Raw genomic sequence first — 17,115 nt, forward strand, 5'->3', positions numbered from 1 at the left:
AAAAATTTTTCTCAAGGACTTTGCTATAATGGATGTAAGAACGTTAAAAAAGAAAAAATGGGGATTTGCACCATTTTTTATGGGAGGCATAAACTTGAAAGAAGAACTCAGTACCGGAGAGATCGTGACAGGCATCTATAAAACCGGCAAATATATCGGCGTGATTACAAACGTGCGTCCTGAACACTACTTAGTGAAAGTAAAAGCCGTTCTTCGGCACCCCGCTCAAGGCGACCTGCACATGCCAAAAGAAGCGGACGTTCCTCTTTTTCATGAACGCAGAGCTCTTGCAGAAAACGAACAAACCAATATCCCTAAAAATATGGTGCGCAAATATGACGAAACCGTACCTGCATACAAAGATTCCCTTGTTTCCGCAGTGGCAGCAATCGAAAACGAACTAAAAGAAGATGCTCGTCCCTGGGCAGTCAAGTCTCTTGAGAAAATACAGCTTCTTAAAGCGGATTATTTTAAAATCAAATGAGCCAAATCACTTGCTAGTGATTTGGCTCTAAGTTGCAAACTTGTTCATAACTTTCGAAAAATCAATTCTGTCTCCAATGGTTGGCGGGGCAGGTTTCTGCAAATATCGTTTGTCATTTTCCACCAGGTTGTAAATATTGCAGGTTGTAAGAGCATCATCGAGTGCACAATGATGTCTTCCTGTTCCTTTCTTGCCGTATTCTTCAACAGCCTTCCACAGACCTGTCTGGTTTCTGTCACCAAAAAACTTTTTGTATTCCATGGATAAATCTCTGAACTTCGCATGAAACGGGAATTCCACATTGTTCTTAAGGCAGTTTTGGCGCAGTACCTTCATGTCCATATTTCCCCATGTAATGACTGTGGTGTTGGGATAATTTCCAAAATCTTTTAAAATGGCGATCAGGTCAAGAAACGAAATGCCTGAGTTGACTTGAGACTGGGATATGTTTAAAAAGGATTTGCAGCGGTTTGTTAAAAAGGGAAACTGTACGGGTCTTACATAAGAGGAAAATTGTCTGTGAGCAGTTTGATTGATGACGGAAACGATTCCTACTTCGATTATTTCAGGATAAAATCCGCGAGGGTTGGCTTTTCCTTCGGGCATAGTAAATTCAAAATCAACGAAAATTAATTGCTGAGGAGCTTCCATTTCTCCCCCCTCCTTTCTCCAAAAATTCATCATTTCCTTTTTATTACTATTATATCACCTTACGCGAAAATATAGCTTCATTTTTCGAAAAATAATGAATATGCCCCCATAATATTTCAAAAAACGAAAGGATTAATTTATAATATTAAGGGACACGAAATAAATAGTGGGTATTCTACCAGAGAAGGTGTTTTTATTTCTATTCAGAAACGCAATTTTCTCATCATGTGGACGGCTAATTTCTTTGTTGCAGCTAGCGCGACAATGATTATGCCATTTTTGTCTTTGTTTTTGAGTACATTCGGTGATTTTTCAGATGACTATATTCGCAGATGGTCAGGATATGTGTTTGGTATTTCCTTTTTAATGGCCTTCCTTGTTTCTCCGCTGTGGGGCAGATTCGGCGATAAATACGGATATAAAAAGATCCTGATCATGACCGGAGCAGGTATTGCCACAAGCATCTTTCTGATGGGGTTTGTTCAATCCGTGCATCAGCTGTTTGTTCTCCGTCTGGTGATGGGGGCAGTGACCGGTTTTATTCCTACATCTCTTGCCCTCATATCCGCCCAAACCAAAAAGGAAGAAGCCGGCCGCACCCTTGGCACTCTGCAGATGGGAACCGTGTCAGGGGGACTGTTCGGACCGCTGATCGGAGGTCTCCTTGCTGATCAATTTGGCTTTACCTACACATTCTTCATTACATCCGCCGTCATTTACATATCTGTTTTGCTTGTAGCCTTCGGCATCAAAGAAAAACCGCTCAGAACAAAAGAAGAAGGAAAGAAATCATATACGCGCAAACAGGTTCTGCAGCATATTTTCAAATCTCCGCTGCTTTTGACCATTATGTTTCTGACGCTTCTGATCCAAATTGGAAACTTCAGCATTCAGCCCCTCCTTGCCCTTTATGTAAGCGAACTTCACGGCCCTGTCAATCTAGCGTTTTTCTCAGGCCTGGCTTTTTCCGCAACAGGAGCAGGCAATTTGCTGGCTTCCAGAAAATGGGGCGCTCTCGGTGACCGCATCGGACATGAAAAAGTATTGATCGGCCTGCTGATTGCATCTGTTTTTTGCTTTATTCCCCAGGCCCTTGTAACCACACTTTGGCAGCTGATGATTTTCCGCTTCCTTTTCGGCCTGGTGATGGGCGGCATCATTCCCTGCATCACGGCCTTTATCAGACAGACCGCGCCCGTTTCTATGCAGGGAGAAGTGCTCGGCTACAACACAAGCTTCAAATTCCTCGGGAATGTCGCCGGTCCTGTATTAGGAGGAACCATTGCAGGCGGATTCGGCATTTCAGCCGTTTTTTACGTAACAGCAGGACTCTTTTTATCCGGAGCGATCCTCTTATGGAAAAGTGTCCGCACAGAACAAAAGCAGCTGGCAGAAGCCAGCTGACTGAGGCTGGGACATAATTATATACAGCACTTTGGTCCGAACTGGGAGATAACTAGTTCGGATTTTTCAATGCTTAGAACTGGATAACACCATTCCCCGTAGTGTGCCACTTTTCACAGAGATGGAGCTTCATTTGTGGCACTATTCCCATTAGTGCTGCCACTTTTCACAGAGATGCAGCTTCATTTGTGGCGCCATTGCCATTAGTGCTGCCACTTTTCACAGAGATGCAGCTTCATTTGTGGCGCAATTGCCATTAGTGCTGCCACTTTTCACAGAGATAGAGCTTCATTTGTGGCGCCATTCCCGGGATTAGCATGATTTTTAAATCTTTATTTAAATTTCTTGTACTGTTAAAAACATTTTTTCATCCCCTTTTCCTCGGAGGAAATATATTCTAAAAAACAGAAGGAAATGGTATTATGAATAGAAAAGCGGATCCGACCGTTCAGCCCTGACAGGCAGAAAGATTCGGGCCATTCATCATACCAATAAACCTTAAAGGCGTGTGACATCATTGCGTTCAATTACAGGCTGGATATGTCTTCTGGCAATGTCCCCTCTCCTCATTTTCTTATTTATGCTCTCAGGAGAAGAAGTAAAACAAGTAAAAGCCGTTTCAACTGTTTTAGATGAACGGATTCCTTTAACAGACATTCCCATGATTCAAAACAGCTACATTCTTGACCAAAATGGAAGCATCGCTTCAGAAATTGTCAACTCACGGGAAAACAGAAGATTTGTTCCTTTGGAAGAGATACCTGAAGCAGTAAAAACGATTTTCATTGTTTCAGAGGATCAGCGTTTTTATGAGCATATCGGATTTGACCCGGCCGGCATGACGAGGGCAGTCCTTGTGAATGCCAAAACTCAGTCAGCCGATCAGGGCGGAAGCACTATTACACAGCAGCTTGCAAGGAATGTCTTTTTAACTCATGAAAAATCATATAACCGCAAACTGAGTGAACTCTTATATTCGTACCACCTTGAGCGGACCTTTTCAAAAGAAGATATCCTTGAAGGGTATTTGAATGCTGTATATTTTCACAATGGTGTTTACGGCGTAGAAATGGCAAGCCAGTATTATTTCAGCAAGCCGGTAGGGAAACTGACCCTTGCCCAGACAGCCTTTATCAGTGCCATCCCGAACAACCCTGCCCTGTATGATCCTATTACCAATTTTGAAAATACGAAAAAGCGGCAGGAACGGCTCCTTAACGAGCTTCTTGAAGGAAAGTACATAACGGACGAACAATACCGCGCTGCTGCAGATGAAAAAATCCGGTTAAATACCCATACGAGAACAGACCGCTATCCGGATTACATCACGTATGTTCATGATGAACTGAAGCAGCTGATCGCTGAAGAAGAAGGGTACACCATCAAGCTTTCAAAAGCGGACAGTGCAGAAAAAGAGCGTTTGAACGAGCAGCTTAAAACCCGCTTGCAGGATGTGCTGAAGAGCGGAGTGCGCATCCAAACTGCTCTCGATCCTACTCTTCAGATACATGTTTCGGATGCTTTTAAAAACCATCTGACAGATCCGTCTGTACAGGGGGCAAGTGTGGTTATTGACCACCGGTCTCATGAAATTAAAGCGATGTACGGAGGAAAGGACTATAAAAAGTTCGACTTTAACCGCGCCTATCAGGCATACCGCCAGCCCGGATCGGCCATAAAGCCACTGCTTGACTATGTGCCGTATCTTGAAACCACAGGGGCAGGCCCGGATACCATGATCAGCGCAGAACCATTTTGCGACAAGGAGTATTGTCCAAAGAATTACGATGAAAAAACGTACGGCCGGGTAACGCTAGAGACAGCCTTTAAGCGATCCTATAATACACCGGCCGTAAGAATGATGAATGAAGTTGGGGTTAAAAAGGCCTTTTCATACTTAGAGCCTTTCAAATTCAGCAGAATTGTCAAAGAGGATTACAGACTTCCTGTTTCAATCGGAGGATTCACATACGGCTTCTCCCCTCTTGAACTCACACAGGCCTATTCTGCTTTTGGAAATGACGGTGTTTTTTCTAAAAGCCGTGCTATTAAAAGTGTGACGGACCTTGAGGGAAACCTGTTATATGAATGGAAGGACGAGCCGGTTCGTGTTTGGCAAAGCGCAACGAACACGAAAATGCGGTCGCTTTTGACTTCAGTGACCGAGAGCGGAACTGGAACGAAAGCAAACCATTCAGCTGCCTATACAGGAGGCAAAACCGGCACGACTAATGATTACAATGATTTATGGTTCGCTGGATTAACGGATGCCTATACAGCTGCTGTCTGGATTGGAAAAGACAAAGCAGAAAGCATTGAGAGCCTTTCAACAGCAGCACCGCATCAGCTGATTTGGAGAGATATCACAAAGAACCGCTAGTTTTTTCGTTTTAGGATTGGGGAATAGAAAAAGAAACAGCTAAAAGCAGGTGAGTGACATGACACACAGCAAAATTCTTTTATTTGACGGTGTCTGCAATTTCTGTGACGGAACCGTTCAATTCGTCTTAAAACACGACAAGAAAGAAGCCTTCTCCTTTGCCTCCCTCCAATCGGAAGCCGGCCAGAGCCTGCTCAGGAAACACGGACTTCCCCTTGAAGATTACGACAGCTTTGTCTATCTCGATGAAGGGAAGGTTCATACAAAATCCACCGCAGCTCTGCGCGTTCTCAAAGAGCTCGGCGGAATATACAAAGCAATGTATCTTTTGATTGCCGTTCCAAAGCCGATAAGAGATGCCGTCTACATGATGATCGCAAAAAACAGATACAAATGGTTCGGAAAAAAAGACGCCTGCACATTGCCGTCTAAAGAAGTCAGGAAAAGATTCCTGTAAAACTTGCCCGATATAAAGAGAAAGCCCCTCAAAATTGAGGGGCTTTCTCTTTATATCGGCAGACTGGCCAAAAGGCTGTTATACAGCTTCATGCAAATAAAAAGAATACCGAACAAAAAAACCGACCAGAACAGTACGTGAAACAGAACAAGGCCAATCAGCGAAAAGGATGTCAGAAAAAAACTGAACTGATACACGGCAAAAATGAAGTAGCAGATCGTTGCCAATAGAAAAACCGCAATAATCGCTGCGCCAAACTGAACAAGCAGCAGGGATACCCCGCCTCCTGCAAGGTAAAAGGCAGAACCGAGCCTGATTTTCTTCAGGCTTTCCCCCTCAGCATCCTTTGAGAAAAACAGAAGTGAAAGCTCTGTCACGGTATCAGAAATCAGCTTAAGTGCAGAAAAAACCATAAAATAAATAAGGGCAAAAACCGTGAAAAGAGCTAGCTTGATGCCGCTCTCTGAAAAGAATTCCAGCATCCCGCCGTATACGCCAAGCCTCTTCAGAAGTCCTACAATTTCAGAAACAGTCGAAATTGAAAGCGATGTGCTGAACAGAAGAATAGCGATAAGGGGGAAGTAGCTGGTGAAATACGTATTTTTCATTCCATAATCTCCTAATCCGTCAGAATACTCATTTAGTATGAACGAATGAGGTCCGGGTGACAAGAAGGAAATGGAAAAAAGAGAAGAGGCGTCATTTTGGTGTCTGATTGATGCATAGGTCAGCAGCGGAATACGGGACTGGCAGTCATATTTCGGCTGTTGGGAGCAGAATGATGACAGTTGGCTGTAATTTCGCGATAGTTGGTTGTAATAAAAACAATGTTGGCTGTAAAACTGCAATAGTTGGTTGTAATCTCACGATTGCTGGCTGTAAAACTATAATTGCTGTCAAGTATCGTTTATAGGGGGCAGCAATACCACGAATTTTGGCCAGAGCAGATGAATTGATTCACCCATGAGCCAAATTTGTCTATAACACGCAACGAAACCGCCTGATCCAGACGGTTTCGTTTACTTATTGACGATTCTGATATATTCTCTCGGTTTGAATTTTTCTAGCATCCATTTTTCTTCGTTAGATAAATAGAACGGCTCCTGTTTTTCAGACCATTCAGAATCGCTCTCGGATTGGTATCCGGGATTGTAATATGGCTGTTCTGCTGATTCGTTTGCAGCCCATGCGGCGGCAAAAAGAACGGAAAACAATGCGGCTGCCGTGATGATCTTCTTTTTCAGCATATGGATCACCTCAGCAATAGGTTTCTCATTCTCTCACCATGCTATACAAAAAAATCCCGTTATTTTTTGCCTGATTTTAGCTTTCTCTTCTTATTTAATAGAACGATAAAAGCTGGTTAATACTAGATGTGTGAGAAATGCACGATCGAAATTTTTACGTTATAATTGCATTTAGGGTCTTATGACCGTGAAATTTTATTATAAGGAGGTTCAAAAATGACGTTATTGCATGCGGCTATCATCTCACCATTTCTTCTGGCCATTCTGATACCCTTCCTTTATAAATATTTCAGAAACATACATACAGGCTGGTTCGTCCTTATTCTGCCTGTTGTTTTATTTGGCTATTTTCTAAGCTTTATCGGTGAGACAGTGACATCAACCGTGAAATGGATTCCGTCTCTTGGAATTAATTTTACGGCGTATGTGGACGGGCTTGGATTGCTTTTTGCTTTGCTGATTACAGGAATCGGAGCGCTCGTTGTCCTGTACTCCATTTATTATTTATCTAAAGAAAAAGAAAAATTAAATCATTTTTACGTATATTTGCTGATGTTTATGGGGGCCATGCTCGGTGTGGTTCTATCTGACAATGTCATCGTTCTTTATACGTTCTGGGAATTTACGAGCCTTTCTTCTTTCCTTTTGATCGGCTATTGGTACCACAGAGAAAAATCAAGGTATGGTGCACTGAAGTCGATGCTGATCACGGTATTCGGCGGTCTTGCCATGCTTGGAGGCTTTGTGCTGCTCTACTTAATGTCCGGCACATTCAGTATTCGCGGAATGATTGATGCTGTTCCTCAAATGATGGAGAATCCGCTTTTCATTCTGGCACTGGTTCTTGTGCTTCTCGGGGCGTTTACAAAATCGGCACAATTCCCGTTTTACATCTGGCTGCCTGATGCGATGGAAGCGCCGACTCCGGTCAGTGCTTACCTGCACTCAGCCACGATGGTAAAAGCGGGTATTTATCTTGTCGCAAGGTTCAGCCCTGTTTTTGCGCTTACCCCCGAATGGTTCTGGCTTGTTTCCCTGTTTGGAATCGTGACACTTTTCTGGGGATCGCTGAACGCGGTCAAGCAGACAGATTTAAAGGCCATTCTTGCGTTTTCAACGGTCAGTCAGCTTGGATTAATTATGTCTCTGCTTGGAGTCGGTGCGGCGGCGCTGCATTATGACTCGCTTGATGATAATTACTTTACAATTGCAACGGTTGCGGCCATTTTCCACTTAATCAACCATGCCACGTTTAAAGGCAGTTTGTTCATGGTCGCAGGTATTGTTGACCATGAAACAGGCACACGCGACATCCGGAAACTCGGCGGCTTGATGAGCTTTATGCCGATTACATTTACAATTGCGGTTATTGGTGCCTTCTCGATGGCCGGTCTGCCGCCGTTTAACGGGTTCTTAAGTAAAGAGATGTTCTTTACAGGCATGATTCATGTAACGAAAATGGATATTTTCAACGCTGATACGTGGGGTTTGCTTTTCCCTGTCCTCGCCTGGATTGCAAGCGTCTTTACATTCCTGTACAGCATGGTGCTTGTATTTAAGACGTTTACCGGTCCTGTTCAGCTTGAAAAACTTGAGCGAAAACCGCATGAAGCGCCGATCGGCATGCTGATACCGCCGATTATTCTAGCTTCACTCGTTGTTATCTTCGGTTTTTTCCCGAACCTGCTTTCCTACACGTTAATTGAGCCGGCAGTGGAATCCATTCTGCCTTCGCTTCTCCCGGAAGGAAAACAGTTTAAAGTGCATATTTACTTCTGGCACGGTCCTACACCCGAGCTGTTCATGACTATCGGCGTAATTGTGATTGGAACCCTTCTCTATTTAACTCTTGGAAAATGGAGAAAAGTCTATGATCTGTTCCCGAAGAAGCTTGCACTAAACAAATTGTATGACGCGTCTTTAAACGGAATGGAACGCTTTTCAAACCGTTTCACCCGCTTTTATATGACCGGGTTTATCCGCGACTACCTTGCGTATATCTTTGTGTTCCTGATTGTGATTACACTTGGAACGATGGCTGTTAAAGACGGATTTGCGTTTACGCTTGACGGCACGGCTGAAATCGGAATCTACGAAGTTGTTCTTGCGCTTGCCATGGTGCTCGGAACGGTGACCATCCTATTTTCAAAATCAAGACTTACAGCGATTATTGCACTCGGTTCTGTCGGATACAGTTTAGCGTTATTCTTTGTGCTGTTCCGCGCACCTGATCTCGCACTGACCCAGCTTGTCATTGAAACGGTTTCTGTTGCTCTCTTCCTGCTTTGCTTCTATTTCCTTCCGAAATTTAAAAAGCGGGAGAAAAAGCTCAGCTTCAGACTGGTTAATTTCCTGATTTCGCTTGGTGTTGGCCTGACTGTCACACTGGTGGCTATTTCTGCAAACAGCAGCAGAGCAGGAGAAACGATTTCAACCTACTTTATTGAAAACAGCTACAAGCTTGCCGGCGGAAAAAACATGGTCAATGTTATCCTGGTGGATTTCCGCGGGTTCGATACGCTGTTTGAAATAACCGTTCTCTGTATTGCTGCACTTGGAATTTATGGAATGGTCAAACTTCGCATGGCAAAGGGGGAAGAAGGATGAATTCAAAAATAAAGACAAATGATGTGATCCTTCAGACCATAACGAAAGTCGTATTTTTCATCATTGTCATCTTTTCGATTTACCTCTTTTTCGCAGGTCACTATACGCCCGGAGGAGGTTTCGTCGGAGGACTCATGACGTCCTCCGCGATTGTCCTTCTTCTGCTTGCGTACGATGTAAAAACAGTTGTGGGCATACTCCCTGTAAACTATATTCACATGGCGGCGGCGGGACTTCTGATTGCTGTTCTCACAGGTGTCGGCTCTTTCTTTTTCGGCGTGCCGTTTTTGTCCCATACGTTCGGGCATGTTCAGCTCCCTCTTCTGGGAGATACGGAGCTTGCCACTGCCGTTCTGTTTGACCTTGGAGTGTACCTCGTCGTTATCGGGGTGACTCTGACCATTATTCAGACGATTGGAGAGACGGAATAATGGAAATTTTAATGTCGATCGTCGCTGGTATTTTGTTTATGGCTGCAACGTATTTAATGCTTTCAAAAAGTCTGCTGCGGATTATTATCGGCACAGGTCTTCTTAGCCACGGCGCCCACCTTCTGATCCTGACGATGGGCGGGCTGAAAAAAGGAGCAGCTCCTTTGCTCGGCGAAGAGGCATCCTCCTATGTCGATCCGCTGCCGCAGGCATTGATATTGACTGCAATTGTCATCAGTTTCGGTGTTACTTCCTTTTTCCTTACAATGGCGTACAGAGCCTATCAGGAGCTTGGAAGCGATAATATGGATCAGTTAAGGGGAAATGATCATAATGAATAATATCGTGATGCTGCCTCTGATTGTTCCATTATTGGCAGGCATTCTTTTAATCTTTTTCAACAAATATATCACCATACAAAAGTGGCTGAGCGTGATTGCTTCCGTTTCGGCAGTAGTCATCTCCGCTCTGCTAGTCCAGGAAGTCAGAACGAACGGAATTCTGACAGTTGAAATTGGCAGCTGGGCTCCGCCTTACGGAATTGTTTTTGTTGCGGACATGTTCGCAAGCCTTCTGGTCCTTGCGACAAGCATTATTGGACTCACTTCCATCCTGTTCGCTTTCAGAACAATTGGACCTGAGAGAGAACGCTTCTATTTTTACTCAGCGGTGCAGTTTCTTTTAACCGGAGTTACAGGCGCCTTTTTGACTGGAGACATTTTCAATCTGTTTGTTTTCTTTGAGGTTATGCTAATGAGCTCCTATGTTCTGATTGTGCTCGGAGGAACAAAGCCGCAGCTTAGAGAATCAATTAAATATATTCTGGTTAACATTGTTTCATCTGCTTTGTTTGTCATTACGGTGGCTTACCTTTATGCGGTGACAGGAACGCTTAACATGGCGGACCTCGGGCAGAAAATGGCAGAGAACGGACAGACAGGGCTGCTGACAGTCATTGCGATTCTGTTTTTAGTCGTTTTTGGAATGAAAGGCGCCATCTTCCCGCTCTACTTCTGGATGCCTGGGTCCTATAAAGCACCTCCGGCTGCCGTTACCGCTCTGTTTGGAGCTCTTTTGACGAAGGTAGGCGTCTATTCGATCACAAGAGTTTATACACTCATTTTCATTCATGATACAGGCTATACACACCAAATTCTGGCCTGGCTTTCTGTCCTTACGATTCTGTTTGGGGTAATTGGAGCCATTGCCTATTGGGACGTAGATAAAATTGTCATTTACAATATTATTGTTGCCGTCGGCGTTATCTTGTTTGGTGTAGCTGTCTTCAATTCTCCGGGAATCGAAGGGGCCGTCTATTATTTAATTCACGACATGATTATCAAAGGCGCACTCTTTATGCTTGCAGGTGTCATGATTGTTATTACCGGCACGAGCGACCTGAGGAAGATGGGCGGACTGCTGAAACATCATCCCCTCCTTGGGTGGCTGTTCTTCATCGGGGCTATTTCCCTGGCAGGTATTCCTCCGCTGAGCGGATTTATCGGAAAGCTGAAAATTGTCCAGGGCGGATTTGAGGCCGGAGAATATGTCTTTGCTTTATTTGTTCTTCTGTCCAGTCTGCTTGTTCTCTACTCCATCATGAAGATTTTCATTCATGGATTCTGGGGCGAAGTAAAGCTTTCCAAAGAAGAAGAGAAAGGGTCCACGAAAGGACTCCTCTATCCAATTGCCATCCTGATTGCTCTGTCCGCTGCATTCGGACTCGGTACAGAAGCTGCTGCACCTTATATCACTCAAGCTGCAGAAACGCTGCTTGATCCGTCAATCTATATTCAAGCCGTGCTGAAGGAGTAGATGATATGGCCTTTCAAATTTTGCTGAATTTTTTCGTAGCGTTTCTCTGGATGTTTTTAAAAGGGCAATATGCAGCACAGGACTTTTTCAACGGCTATTTCTTCGGTCTGCTTATGATTTTTGCGCTGCGGCGCTTTTTTTCCCGCCGTTTCTACTTATGGAACGTCGGTGCGGTTTTAAAGCTGATCTACATTTTCAACCGTGAGCTGATTATGTCCAACCTTGCTGTTTTAAAAGTGGTGCTAGCACCGAAAATAAATGCCCGACCCGGCATTTTCAAGCTTGAAACAGAGCTGAAAAAGGACTGGGAAATTACCATTCTTGCAAATTTAATCACGCTGACTCCCGGAACACTCGTTGTAGAGATTTCAGAGGATAACCGCTTCCTTTATATCCATGCAATGGATCTTGGGGATGCGGAAGAAGCAAGAAACGATATTAAGAATACGTTTGAAAAAGCGATACAGGAGGTGAGCCGCTGATGCTTGATATGGTGCTCAGAATATCCCTGCTCATCATTGCCGTTTCAACCATTCTGTATTTGTACAGGCTGATTAAAGGGCCGTCTGTGCCTGACAGGGTCATCGCCCTTGATGCAATCGGCATTAACCTGATCGGCATTACGGCAATCATCTCTGTCATGCTGCGTACAAATGCCTTCCTGGAAGTCATTCTGCTGCTCGGCATTTTGACCTTCATAGGCACTGTGGCTTTTGCCAAGTTCCTTGAGAAGGGAGAGATCATCGAAAATGACCGCAATCGTCATCGCTAAGTTCATTACAGGCTATTTTGTGCTTCAGGGTGCTCTTTTAAGCCTGATAGCGGCATACGGTGTAGTACGTCTGCCTGATGCCTATACACGCAATCATGCGGCATCAAAAAGCGCCACACTTGGCGTTATCAGCATTCTTCTTGGCGTGTTTTTCTACTTCTGGCTGATTGAAGGCCATATGAATGCCCGGATCATTCTCGGGATTATCTTTGTCTTTATGACAGCACCTGTTGCAGGCCACCTCATTATGCGGGCAGCCTACAATACGAACGTGCCGCTATGGGAAAAAAGCGTTCAGGATGATCTGGAAGCAGACAGAAAAAAAGAAGGGGTTAAAGGATGAGAAGCTCTCATCCTTTTTCTATAGGGATACACGATGAAGTATGCTGAAGACCTGCGGAAACTCTTTCAGGAGCATGCCGACGCGGAAAAAGCTCTCATCATGTCAGCTTATATGCGCGGCCAATTTCAATTCTTTGGAATCAGGTCTCCTGAGAGGAAAGAACTGACGAAACAGTTTCTTAAAAAACACGGAAACCCAGCCTCGCTTGAGAATGCCGTTTTTAAGCTTTGGGCATTGGAAGAGAGAGAACTCCAGTATGCAGCCGTGGATATTTTGGAGCGCAATAAAAAGCAGCTCGGTGAAAAAGACATGCCGTGGCTTAAAACCGCAATCACGTCTGCACCATGGTGGGATACAGTGGATCTGATTGCATCAAACATCATCGGTCCCCTTGTAAAGAAAGAGCCTTCCTTACGTGCAAGATACTTAGATGAATGGGCCGAATCGGAAAACATCTGGCTGGTCAGAACCGCTATTTTGCATCAGCTGAAATATAAAACAAATACAGACGAAAAATGGCTCTATCATGTGATTGCACAGAACGCATCTTCGAAAGAATTTTTCATTCAAAAAGCAGTCGGATGGGCGCTCAGAGAATATTCAAAAACAGCTCCCGAATCCGTAAAGGCTTTTGCGGAGAACCAACCACTTGCCCCGCTCAGCAGGCGCGAAGGACTGAAATATGTGCAGTAATATAAAATGAGTACTCAGCAGCATAATAACAAAAAACAGAGCCCTTCTATAAAAGGCTCTGTTTTTTCATATATTCATCCCTCAGCATGGAGCACACTGCAGCATCACAGAATACTCCTTTTTCATAGGCGGCCTGTCTCAAAACGCCTTCAAAGATGAAGCCGGCTTTTTCAAGGCAGGATTTTGATGCGAGATTGTCAGGATCATAAAATGCTTCAATGCGGTTTACATTCATTTCGTTGAATCCAAAGGCAATAACAGGTTTAAGCACTTCGCTCATCACGCCTTTTCTCCAGTGGGCAGGATGGAGCTCAAAGCCGATTTCAGCTTTATAATGTTCTTTGTCCCAGTTGTGAAAGCCGCAGCTTCCTATAATGGTATCGGTTGCTGTTTCTGCGATGCCCCATCTGTACCCCTCATTTTTACTGAATCTCTCAGCCCAGCGGCTGATGATTTCCAGCGCCTGATCAAGGTCTGTAAAGCTTTCCAAATCATAAAACCTTGTGACTTCGTCCATTGAAAAATACGAAAATACAGCTTCTGCATCCCGTTCTTCAAGTTTTCTTAATGTAAAACGGTCCGTGAACAAAACCGGAAACTCTGCCGGTGTTTTCATCTCTTTTTCCCCTTTGCCTGCCGCTTATGCTTTCTTTTTTAACACAGCCATCGTGCATCTTGAAATGCAGATCAGGCTCTCTCTTTCATCGACTATTTTAATTTCCCACACCATCGTTGTTTTCCCTCTGTGAACAGGAATAGCGTGTGCAGTCACTGTGCCGTCCTGCTTGCCTCTGATGTGGTTTGCATTAATCTCAAGTCCTACACACATTTCCGTTTCCTGATCGATCAAGTGATAAGCTCCAATGCTCGCAACGGTTTCCGCAAGCGCGACAGAAGCCCCGCCATGCAGGATGCCAAATGGCTGTCTTGTCCGTTCATCCACCGGCATGGTTGCCACAACTCCGTCATTTGTAATGCTTTTAATGTCGATTCCAAGCGAGTTAAGCAAAGTATTTTCAACGTTGTATTCCATTCTGATTCCTCCTCTATTTCTTCACCAGAAGCTGATCGTCGCCAGGGCGCGGATTGCCTCTGCCATCGCGGTTGTTTGTTATGGCATACATATCGTTGCCTGCAGCCAGCACATCACGCATCCTTCCGAATCCTTCTATTTCATTTGCTGCTTTACGGGAATTTATATCCACTCTTTTTACAGCATTTCCGGATAATGCGGCCACGTACAAGCGGCCATCCTTATAGTCGATGCCGGAAGGTGCCCATGTCTCGTTGCCGGTATGGAAAAACGGTGTTTCCATTCCCTCCTGCTGCTCGTCCCCTTCAATCACGGGCCATCCATAGTTTCTGCCTGGCATAATGCGGTTAATTTCATCGTGAGCAGACTGCCCGTGCTCTGTGCTGAACATCTCCCCGTCATCGCTCCATGCGAGCCCCTGCGGATTTCTGTGTCCATATGAGTACACATAGGAGTCCGGGAACGGATTGTCAGAAGGTATTGCGCCGTCCAGTTCCAGTCTTAAAATCTTCCCTGCAAGTGATTTTCTGTCCTGAGCAAGCTCCGGAGTTAAAGCATCACCAGCTGTTGCGTACAGCTTGTCGTCGGGGCCGATTTTCAGCCTGCCGCCATTGTGAAAGCGGGCACCGGGAATGTCTTCGAGCAGCACACGCACCTCTTCCCATCCCCCATTTCGCTCCTCAACGACAACAATCCTGTTCTTAATGCTTCCGCCATCCTTATATGTATGATACGCATAGGCTTGTCTGCTTTGTTCAAAGTCCGGGGCAAGCTGCAGCCCGAGAAATCCGCCTTCCCCTTCAAGGTGTACTTTTTTCTCAAAAGAAACATCCTGAACGTCTTTTTTGCCGGCTGTACTGTCCCATTTGACAATCTTCCCTTTTCGTTCGCTCAAATAAAAAGTCCCGCTGTGTTCATTAATTGACCACGGAACATCCATCTCTTTCAAGACACTTTCAGCTCCCTCTTGCTGAACAACAGCTTCTGACTCTGGACTTTCCTGATCTGACTGACATCCGGCAATAAAAATCAGCGCACCAACTGCAAACCATTTTCTCAGAACGATCACCTCTGATTTCCATTTACCTCTAGTTTAACTGAAAAGAAACAATCATTCACGCGTCACCCTTGTTCTATTTGCGAAGAGCTGCCAAAGCAAAGCAAAAATAAATCGCCATTAAACCAAGAATCGGTAAAACCGCCGCCACATCCATGCTGCAATCCCCCTAATTGAAAGCGCTTACTGACGCCCGTATTCGTAATTAAGGTCAATCATAGCGGATGGATGTGATGGAAATATTGAGAAAAAGTATAAAGTTTGTAAACTTGCTACTGATAGGAGAAAACAACCTCGAGTTCTGCAGTTACCTCAATTTGTCTGGCAAAAATCGGTGTCTGCCCGGCAGATTGCACTCCCAGACTTAATTCTTTGGAAAGAGGCGAAAACCCTCTTGATTCTTCTGTTATTTTTACAGGTGTACGGTTTAAATTCAGCCGATACGACAGTGCGATGGCTTCTGCCTTTTCTAAAGCCTGCTTTGCTGCAAGATCAAGAACCTGATTGATCCATTTCTGCTGATCAGAAAGAAAAAACTGCAGCGAATCAGACCGGTTGGCTCCATTTGCGAAGGCTGCATCATAAATGCTGCCGACTGTGTCTAAGTCCCTTGTTCTGACAGAGAGTGTGTTAACCGCTTCATAGCCCTTCAGGACAGGCTCAGACCCTGCACTGTAATCGTATTGCGGGAACACGGTATAGGATATCGTTTCAATTTGTTTTTCATCAATTCCCATAGCCGCAAGTGCCCTGATAAGCTGATTGACCCGCCGCTTGTTTTCTTCTTGTGCGGCCGTTACATCCTTATCCATTGTTACAACGGCAAGCTGCAGCACTGCTGTATCAGGCGCCGTTTCCACCTTCCCCATCCCTCTTACAGACAGGGTGCTTCCGCCTTTTGCTTTTCTTTCTACCGCCTTTAAGGCATGACGATATGCAGGATTGTAAGGCTGTCCGTACATTGGATACATATTGATTCTCCTCTCAGCATGCTCTTATTCTGTTAAACTATATGCTGAGAAAAAACGAGATAAGCAAAAAGTGTGCAGATTCAATCTGCACACTAATCAATAATTCCTTCGGATTTGGATATTAGAACGGCTTCTGTTCTTGACCCGACATTTAATTTATTGAAAATGGAGGTGAGACTATATTCGATCGAGCGCTTGCTCAAGTGCAGCTTATCGGCAATTTCCTGGTTGGTTAAACCGCGTTCAACCTCCTGGAGAATGGCTTTTTCCCTTTCATTCAGCGTCTCGGTCTCTGAATGAGACGAACTGCTTTTATTTTTTTGCTGAAGAATGAGGGATTTTAAATAGGAATATGGGACAACAATATCCCCTGAAAGGGCATGCCGGATGGAAGAAAGAATTTTCTCTTTCGTTTCTGTTTTGCTGATCGCCCCGTGAATCCCAAGCCGGATGGCTTCTTCAAAATAATCCTCTACATCATAGCCTGTATATAAAATAATTTTGCAATCCTCTGAGTGTTTAATAATCTCAGTGGAAAGCTCCATGCCGTTTATATCTCCCAGATTCATATCCATAAGAATTACATCATACTCCTGAAAATTCAGGTGCTGAATCACATCTTTGGAATAAGGGGGATTCAGGTACGAAACCTTCACTTCTGAATCGGTTTCAAGTATGGCCTTTGTTCCTTCACGCACTGCCGGATGATCGTCCACAACTAAAATATGCAACATTGTATCAACCTCTCTGTCCACTGCCTCTGCTTACTA

20 protein-coding genes are annotated in these 17,115 nt (G+C 44.5%); 12 read left to right on the top strand and 8 right to left on the bottom strand.

Annotation, left to right across the window (positions count from 1 at the left end; translation table 11 throughout):
* The first annotated feature begins 94 nt into the window (after window positions 1-94).
* Window positions 95-484 carry a kinase-associated lipoprotein KapB gene (gene kapB / locus ACTSEZ_RS10460; protein WP_369734174.1) on the top strand — a complete coding sequence of 130 codons (390 nt, stop codon included), beginning with the start codon at window positions 95-97 and terminating at the stop codon, window positions 482-484.
* Window positions 485-511: 27 nt separating this feature from the next.
* Here the strand turns inward: kapB and kapD are convergent, their stop codons facing one another.
* Complete coding sequence (gene kapD / locus ACTSEZ_RS10465; protein WP_369734175.1) at window positions 512-1,135, bottom strand: 3'-5' exonuclease KapD; 624 nt, start codon at window positions 1,133-1,135, stop codon at window positions 512-514.
* Window positions 1,136-1,360: 225 nt separating this feature from the next.
* Between kapD and ACTSEZ_RS10470 the strand changes: the two genes are divergently transcribed.
* From ACTSEZ_RS10470 to ACTSEZ_RS10480, 3 genes are all read left to right on the top strand, one after another.
* The gene (locus ACTSEZ_RS10470) at window positions 1,361-2,539 is read left to right on the top strand and encodes an MFS transporter (RefSeq protein ID WP_369734176.1); all 1,179 of its coding nucleotides are present in this window, start codon (window positions 1,361-1,363) and stop codon (window positions 2,537-2,539) included.
* Between the two features lie 553 nt (window positions 2,540-3,092).
* The gene (locus tag ACTSEZ_RS10475; RefSeq protein ID WP_369734474.1) at window positions 3,093-4,919 is read left to right on the top strand and encodes a transglycosylase domain-containing protein; all 1,827 of its coding nucleotides are present in this window, start codon (window positions 3,093-3,095) and stop codon (window positions 4,917-4,919) included.
* Between the two features lie 58 nt (window positions 4,920-4,977).
* Complete coding sequence (locus ACTSEZ_RS10480) at window positions 4,978-5,376, top strand: thiol-disulfide oxidoreductase DCC family protein (protein WP_369734177.1); 399 nt, start codon at window positions 4,978-4,980, stop codon at window positions 5,374-5,376.
* 50 nt (window positions 5,377-5,426) lie between these two features.
* Here the strand turns inward: ACTSEZ_RS10480 and ACTSEZ_RS10485 are convergent, their stop codons facing one another.
* Window positions 5,427-5,984 carry a DUF5366 family protein gene (locus ACTSEZ_RS10485; RefSeq protein WP_369734178.1) on the bottom strand — a complete coding sequence of 186 codons (558 nt, stop codon included), beginning with the start codon at window positions 5,982-5,984 and terminating at the stop codon, window positions 5,427-5,429.
* Window positions 5,985-6,395: 411 nt separating this feature from the next.
* Window positions 6,396-6,623: a hypothetical protein gene (locus tag ACTSEZ_RS10490; protein ID WP_369734179.1), complete on the bottom strand. Its 228-nt coding sequence runs from the start codon at window positions 6,621-6,623 to the stop codon at window positions 6,396-6,398.
* A 216-nt stretch (window positions 6,624-6,839) separates the two neighbouring features.
* On the opposite strand from ACTSEZ_RS10490, the gene ACTSEZ_RS10495 reads away from it, so the two are divergent.
* The 8 genes from ACTSEZ_RS10495 to ACTSEZ_RS10530 are packed head-to-tail and all read left to right on the top strand — an operon-like array spanning window position 6,840 to window position 13,284.
* Window positions 6,840-9,230, top strand: coding sequence for a Na+/H+ antiporter subunit A (locus tag ACTSEZ_RS10495; protein WP_369734180.1), 2,391 nt, complete (start codon window positions 6,840-6,842; stop codon window positions 9,228-9,230).
* Window positions 9,227-9,661 (top strand): Na(+)/H(+) antiporter subunit B, encoded by a 435-nt coding sequence (locus tag ACTSEZ_RS10500; protein WP_369734181.1) that lies wholly within the window; start codon window positions 9,227-9,229, stop codon window positions 9,659-9,661. The genes ACTSEZ_RS10495 and ACTSEZ_RS10500 overlap by 4 nt, the downstream gene beginning before the upstream one ends.
* Complete coding sequence (locus ACTSEZ_RS10505; protein WP_369734182.1) at window positions 9,661-10,002, top strand: Na(+)/H(+) antiporter subunit C; 342 nt, start codon at window positions 9,661-9,663, stop codon at window positions 10,000-10,002. The genes ACTSEZ_RS10500 and ACTSEZ_RS10505 overlap by 1 nt, the downstream gene beginning before the upstream one ends.
* A complete protein-coding gene (locus ACTSEZ_RS10510) occupies window positions 9,995-11,476 on the top strand; it encodes a Na+/H+ antiporter subunit D (RefSeq protein ID WP_369734183.1) in 1,482 nt (493 codons plus the stop codon). The genes ACTSEZ_RS10505 and ACTSEZ_RS10510 overlap by 8 nt, the downstream gene beginning before the upstream one ends.
* Window positions 11,477-11,481: 5 nt before the next feature.
* Window positions 11,482-11,958, top strand: a complete 477-nt coding sequence (locus ACTSEZ_RS10515; protein WP_369734184.1) for a Na+/H+ antiporter subunit E — start codon at window positions 11,482-11,484, stop codon at window positions 11,956-11,958.
* Window positions 11,958-12,248 (top strand): Na(+)/H(+) antiporter subunit F1, encoded by a 291-nt coding sequence (locus tag ACTSEZ_RS10520; protein ID WP_369734185.1) that lies wholly within the window; start codon window positions 11,958-11,960, stop codon window positions 12,246-12,248. Before ACTSEZ_RS10515 ends, ACTSEZ_RS10520 begins: the two co-directional genes overlap by 1 nt.
* Window positions 12,226-12,591, top strand: a complete 366-nt coding sequence (mnhG, locus tag ACTSEZ_RS10525; protein ID WP_369734186.1) for a monovalent cation/H(+) antiporter subunit G — start codon at window positions 12,226-12,228, stop codon at window positions 12,589-12,591. The genes ACTSEZ_RS10520 and mnhG overlap by 23 nt, the downstream gene beginning before the upstream one ends.
* Before the next feature lie 33 nt (window positions 12,592-12,624).
* Entirely contained in the window at window positions 12,625-13,284 is a 660-nt protein-coding gene (locus ACTSEZ_RS10530) for a DNA alkylation repair protein (protein ID WP_369734187.1), read from the top strand.
* Window positions 13,285-13,330: 46 nt separating this feature from the next.
* Here ACTSEZ_RS10530 and ACTSEZ_RS10535 read toward each other — a convergent pair whose 3' ends face one another.
* The 5 genes from ACTSEZ_RS10535 to ACTSEZ_RS10555 form a co-directional block, all read right to left on the bottom strand.
* Entirely contained in the window at window positions 13,331-13,900 is a 570-nt protein-coding gene (locus ACTSEZ_RS10535) for a GNAT family N-acetyltransferase (RefSeq protein ID WP_369734188.1), read from the bottom strand.
* Window positions 13,901-13,924: 24 nt separating this feature from the next.
* Window positions 13,925-14,317, bottom strand: a complete 393-nt coding sequence (locus tag ACTSEZ_RS10540) for a hotdog fold thioesterase (protein WP_369734189.1) — start codon at window positions 14,315-14,317, stop codon at window positions 13,925-13,927.
* Between the two features lie 13 nt (window positions 14,318-14,330).
* Window positions 14,331-15,386, bottom strand: coding sequence for a PQQ-dependent sugar dehydrogenase (locus tag ACTSEZ_RS10545; RefSeq protein ID WP_369734190.1), 1,056 nt, complete (start codon window positions 15,384-15,386; stop codon window positions 14,331-14,333).
* A 260-nt stretch (window positions 15,387-15,646) separates the two neighbouring features.
* Window positions 15,647-16,345, bottom strand: coding sequence for an SIMPL domain-containing protein (locus ACTSEZ_RS10550; RefSeq protein WP_369734191.1), 699 nt, complete (start codon window positions 16,343-16,345; stop codon window positions 15,647-15,649).
* A gap of 92 nt (window positions 16,346-16,437) precedes the next feature.
* Window positions 16,438-17,079, bottom strand: coding sequence for a response regulator transcription factor (locus tag ACTSEZ_RS10555; RefSeq protein ID WP_369734192.1), 642 nt, complete (start codon window positions 17,077-17,079; stop codon window positions 16,438-16,440).
* Window positions 17,080-17,115: the final 36 nt, after the last annotated feature.

This window comes from Metabacillus mesotrionivorans, from assembly GCF_052171315.1.
In the GTDB taxonomy this organism is placed as follows: Bacteria; Bacillota; Bacilli; order Bacillales; family Bacillaceae; genus Bacillus_P.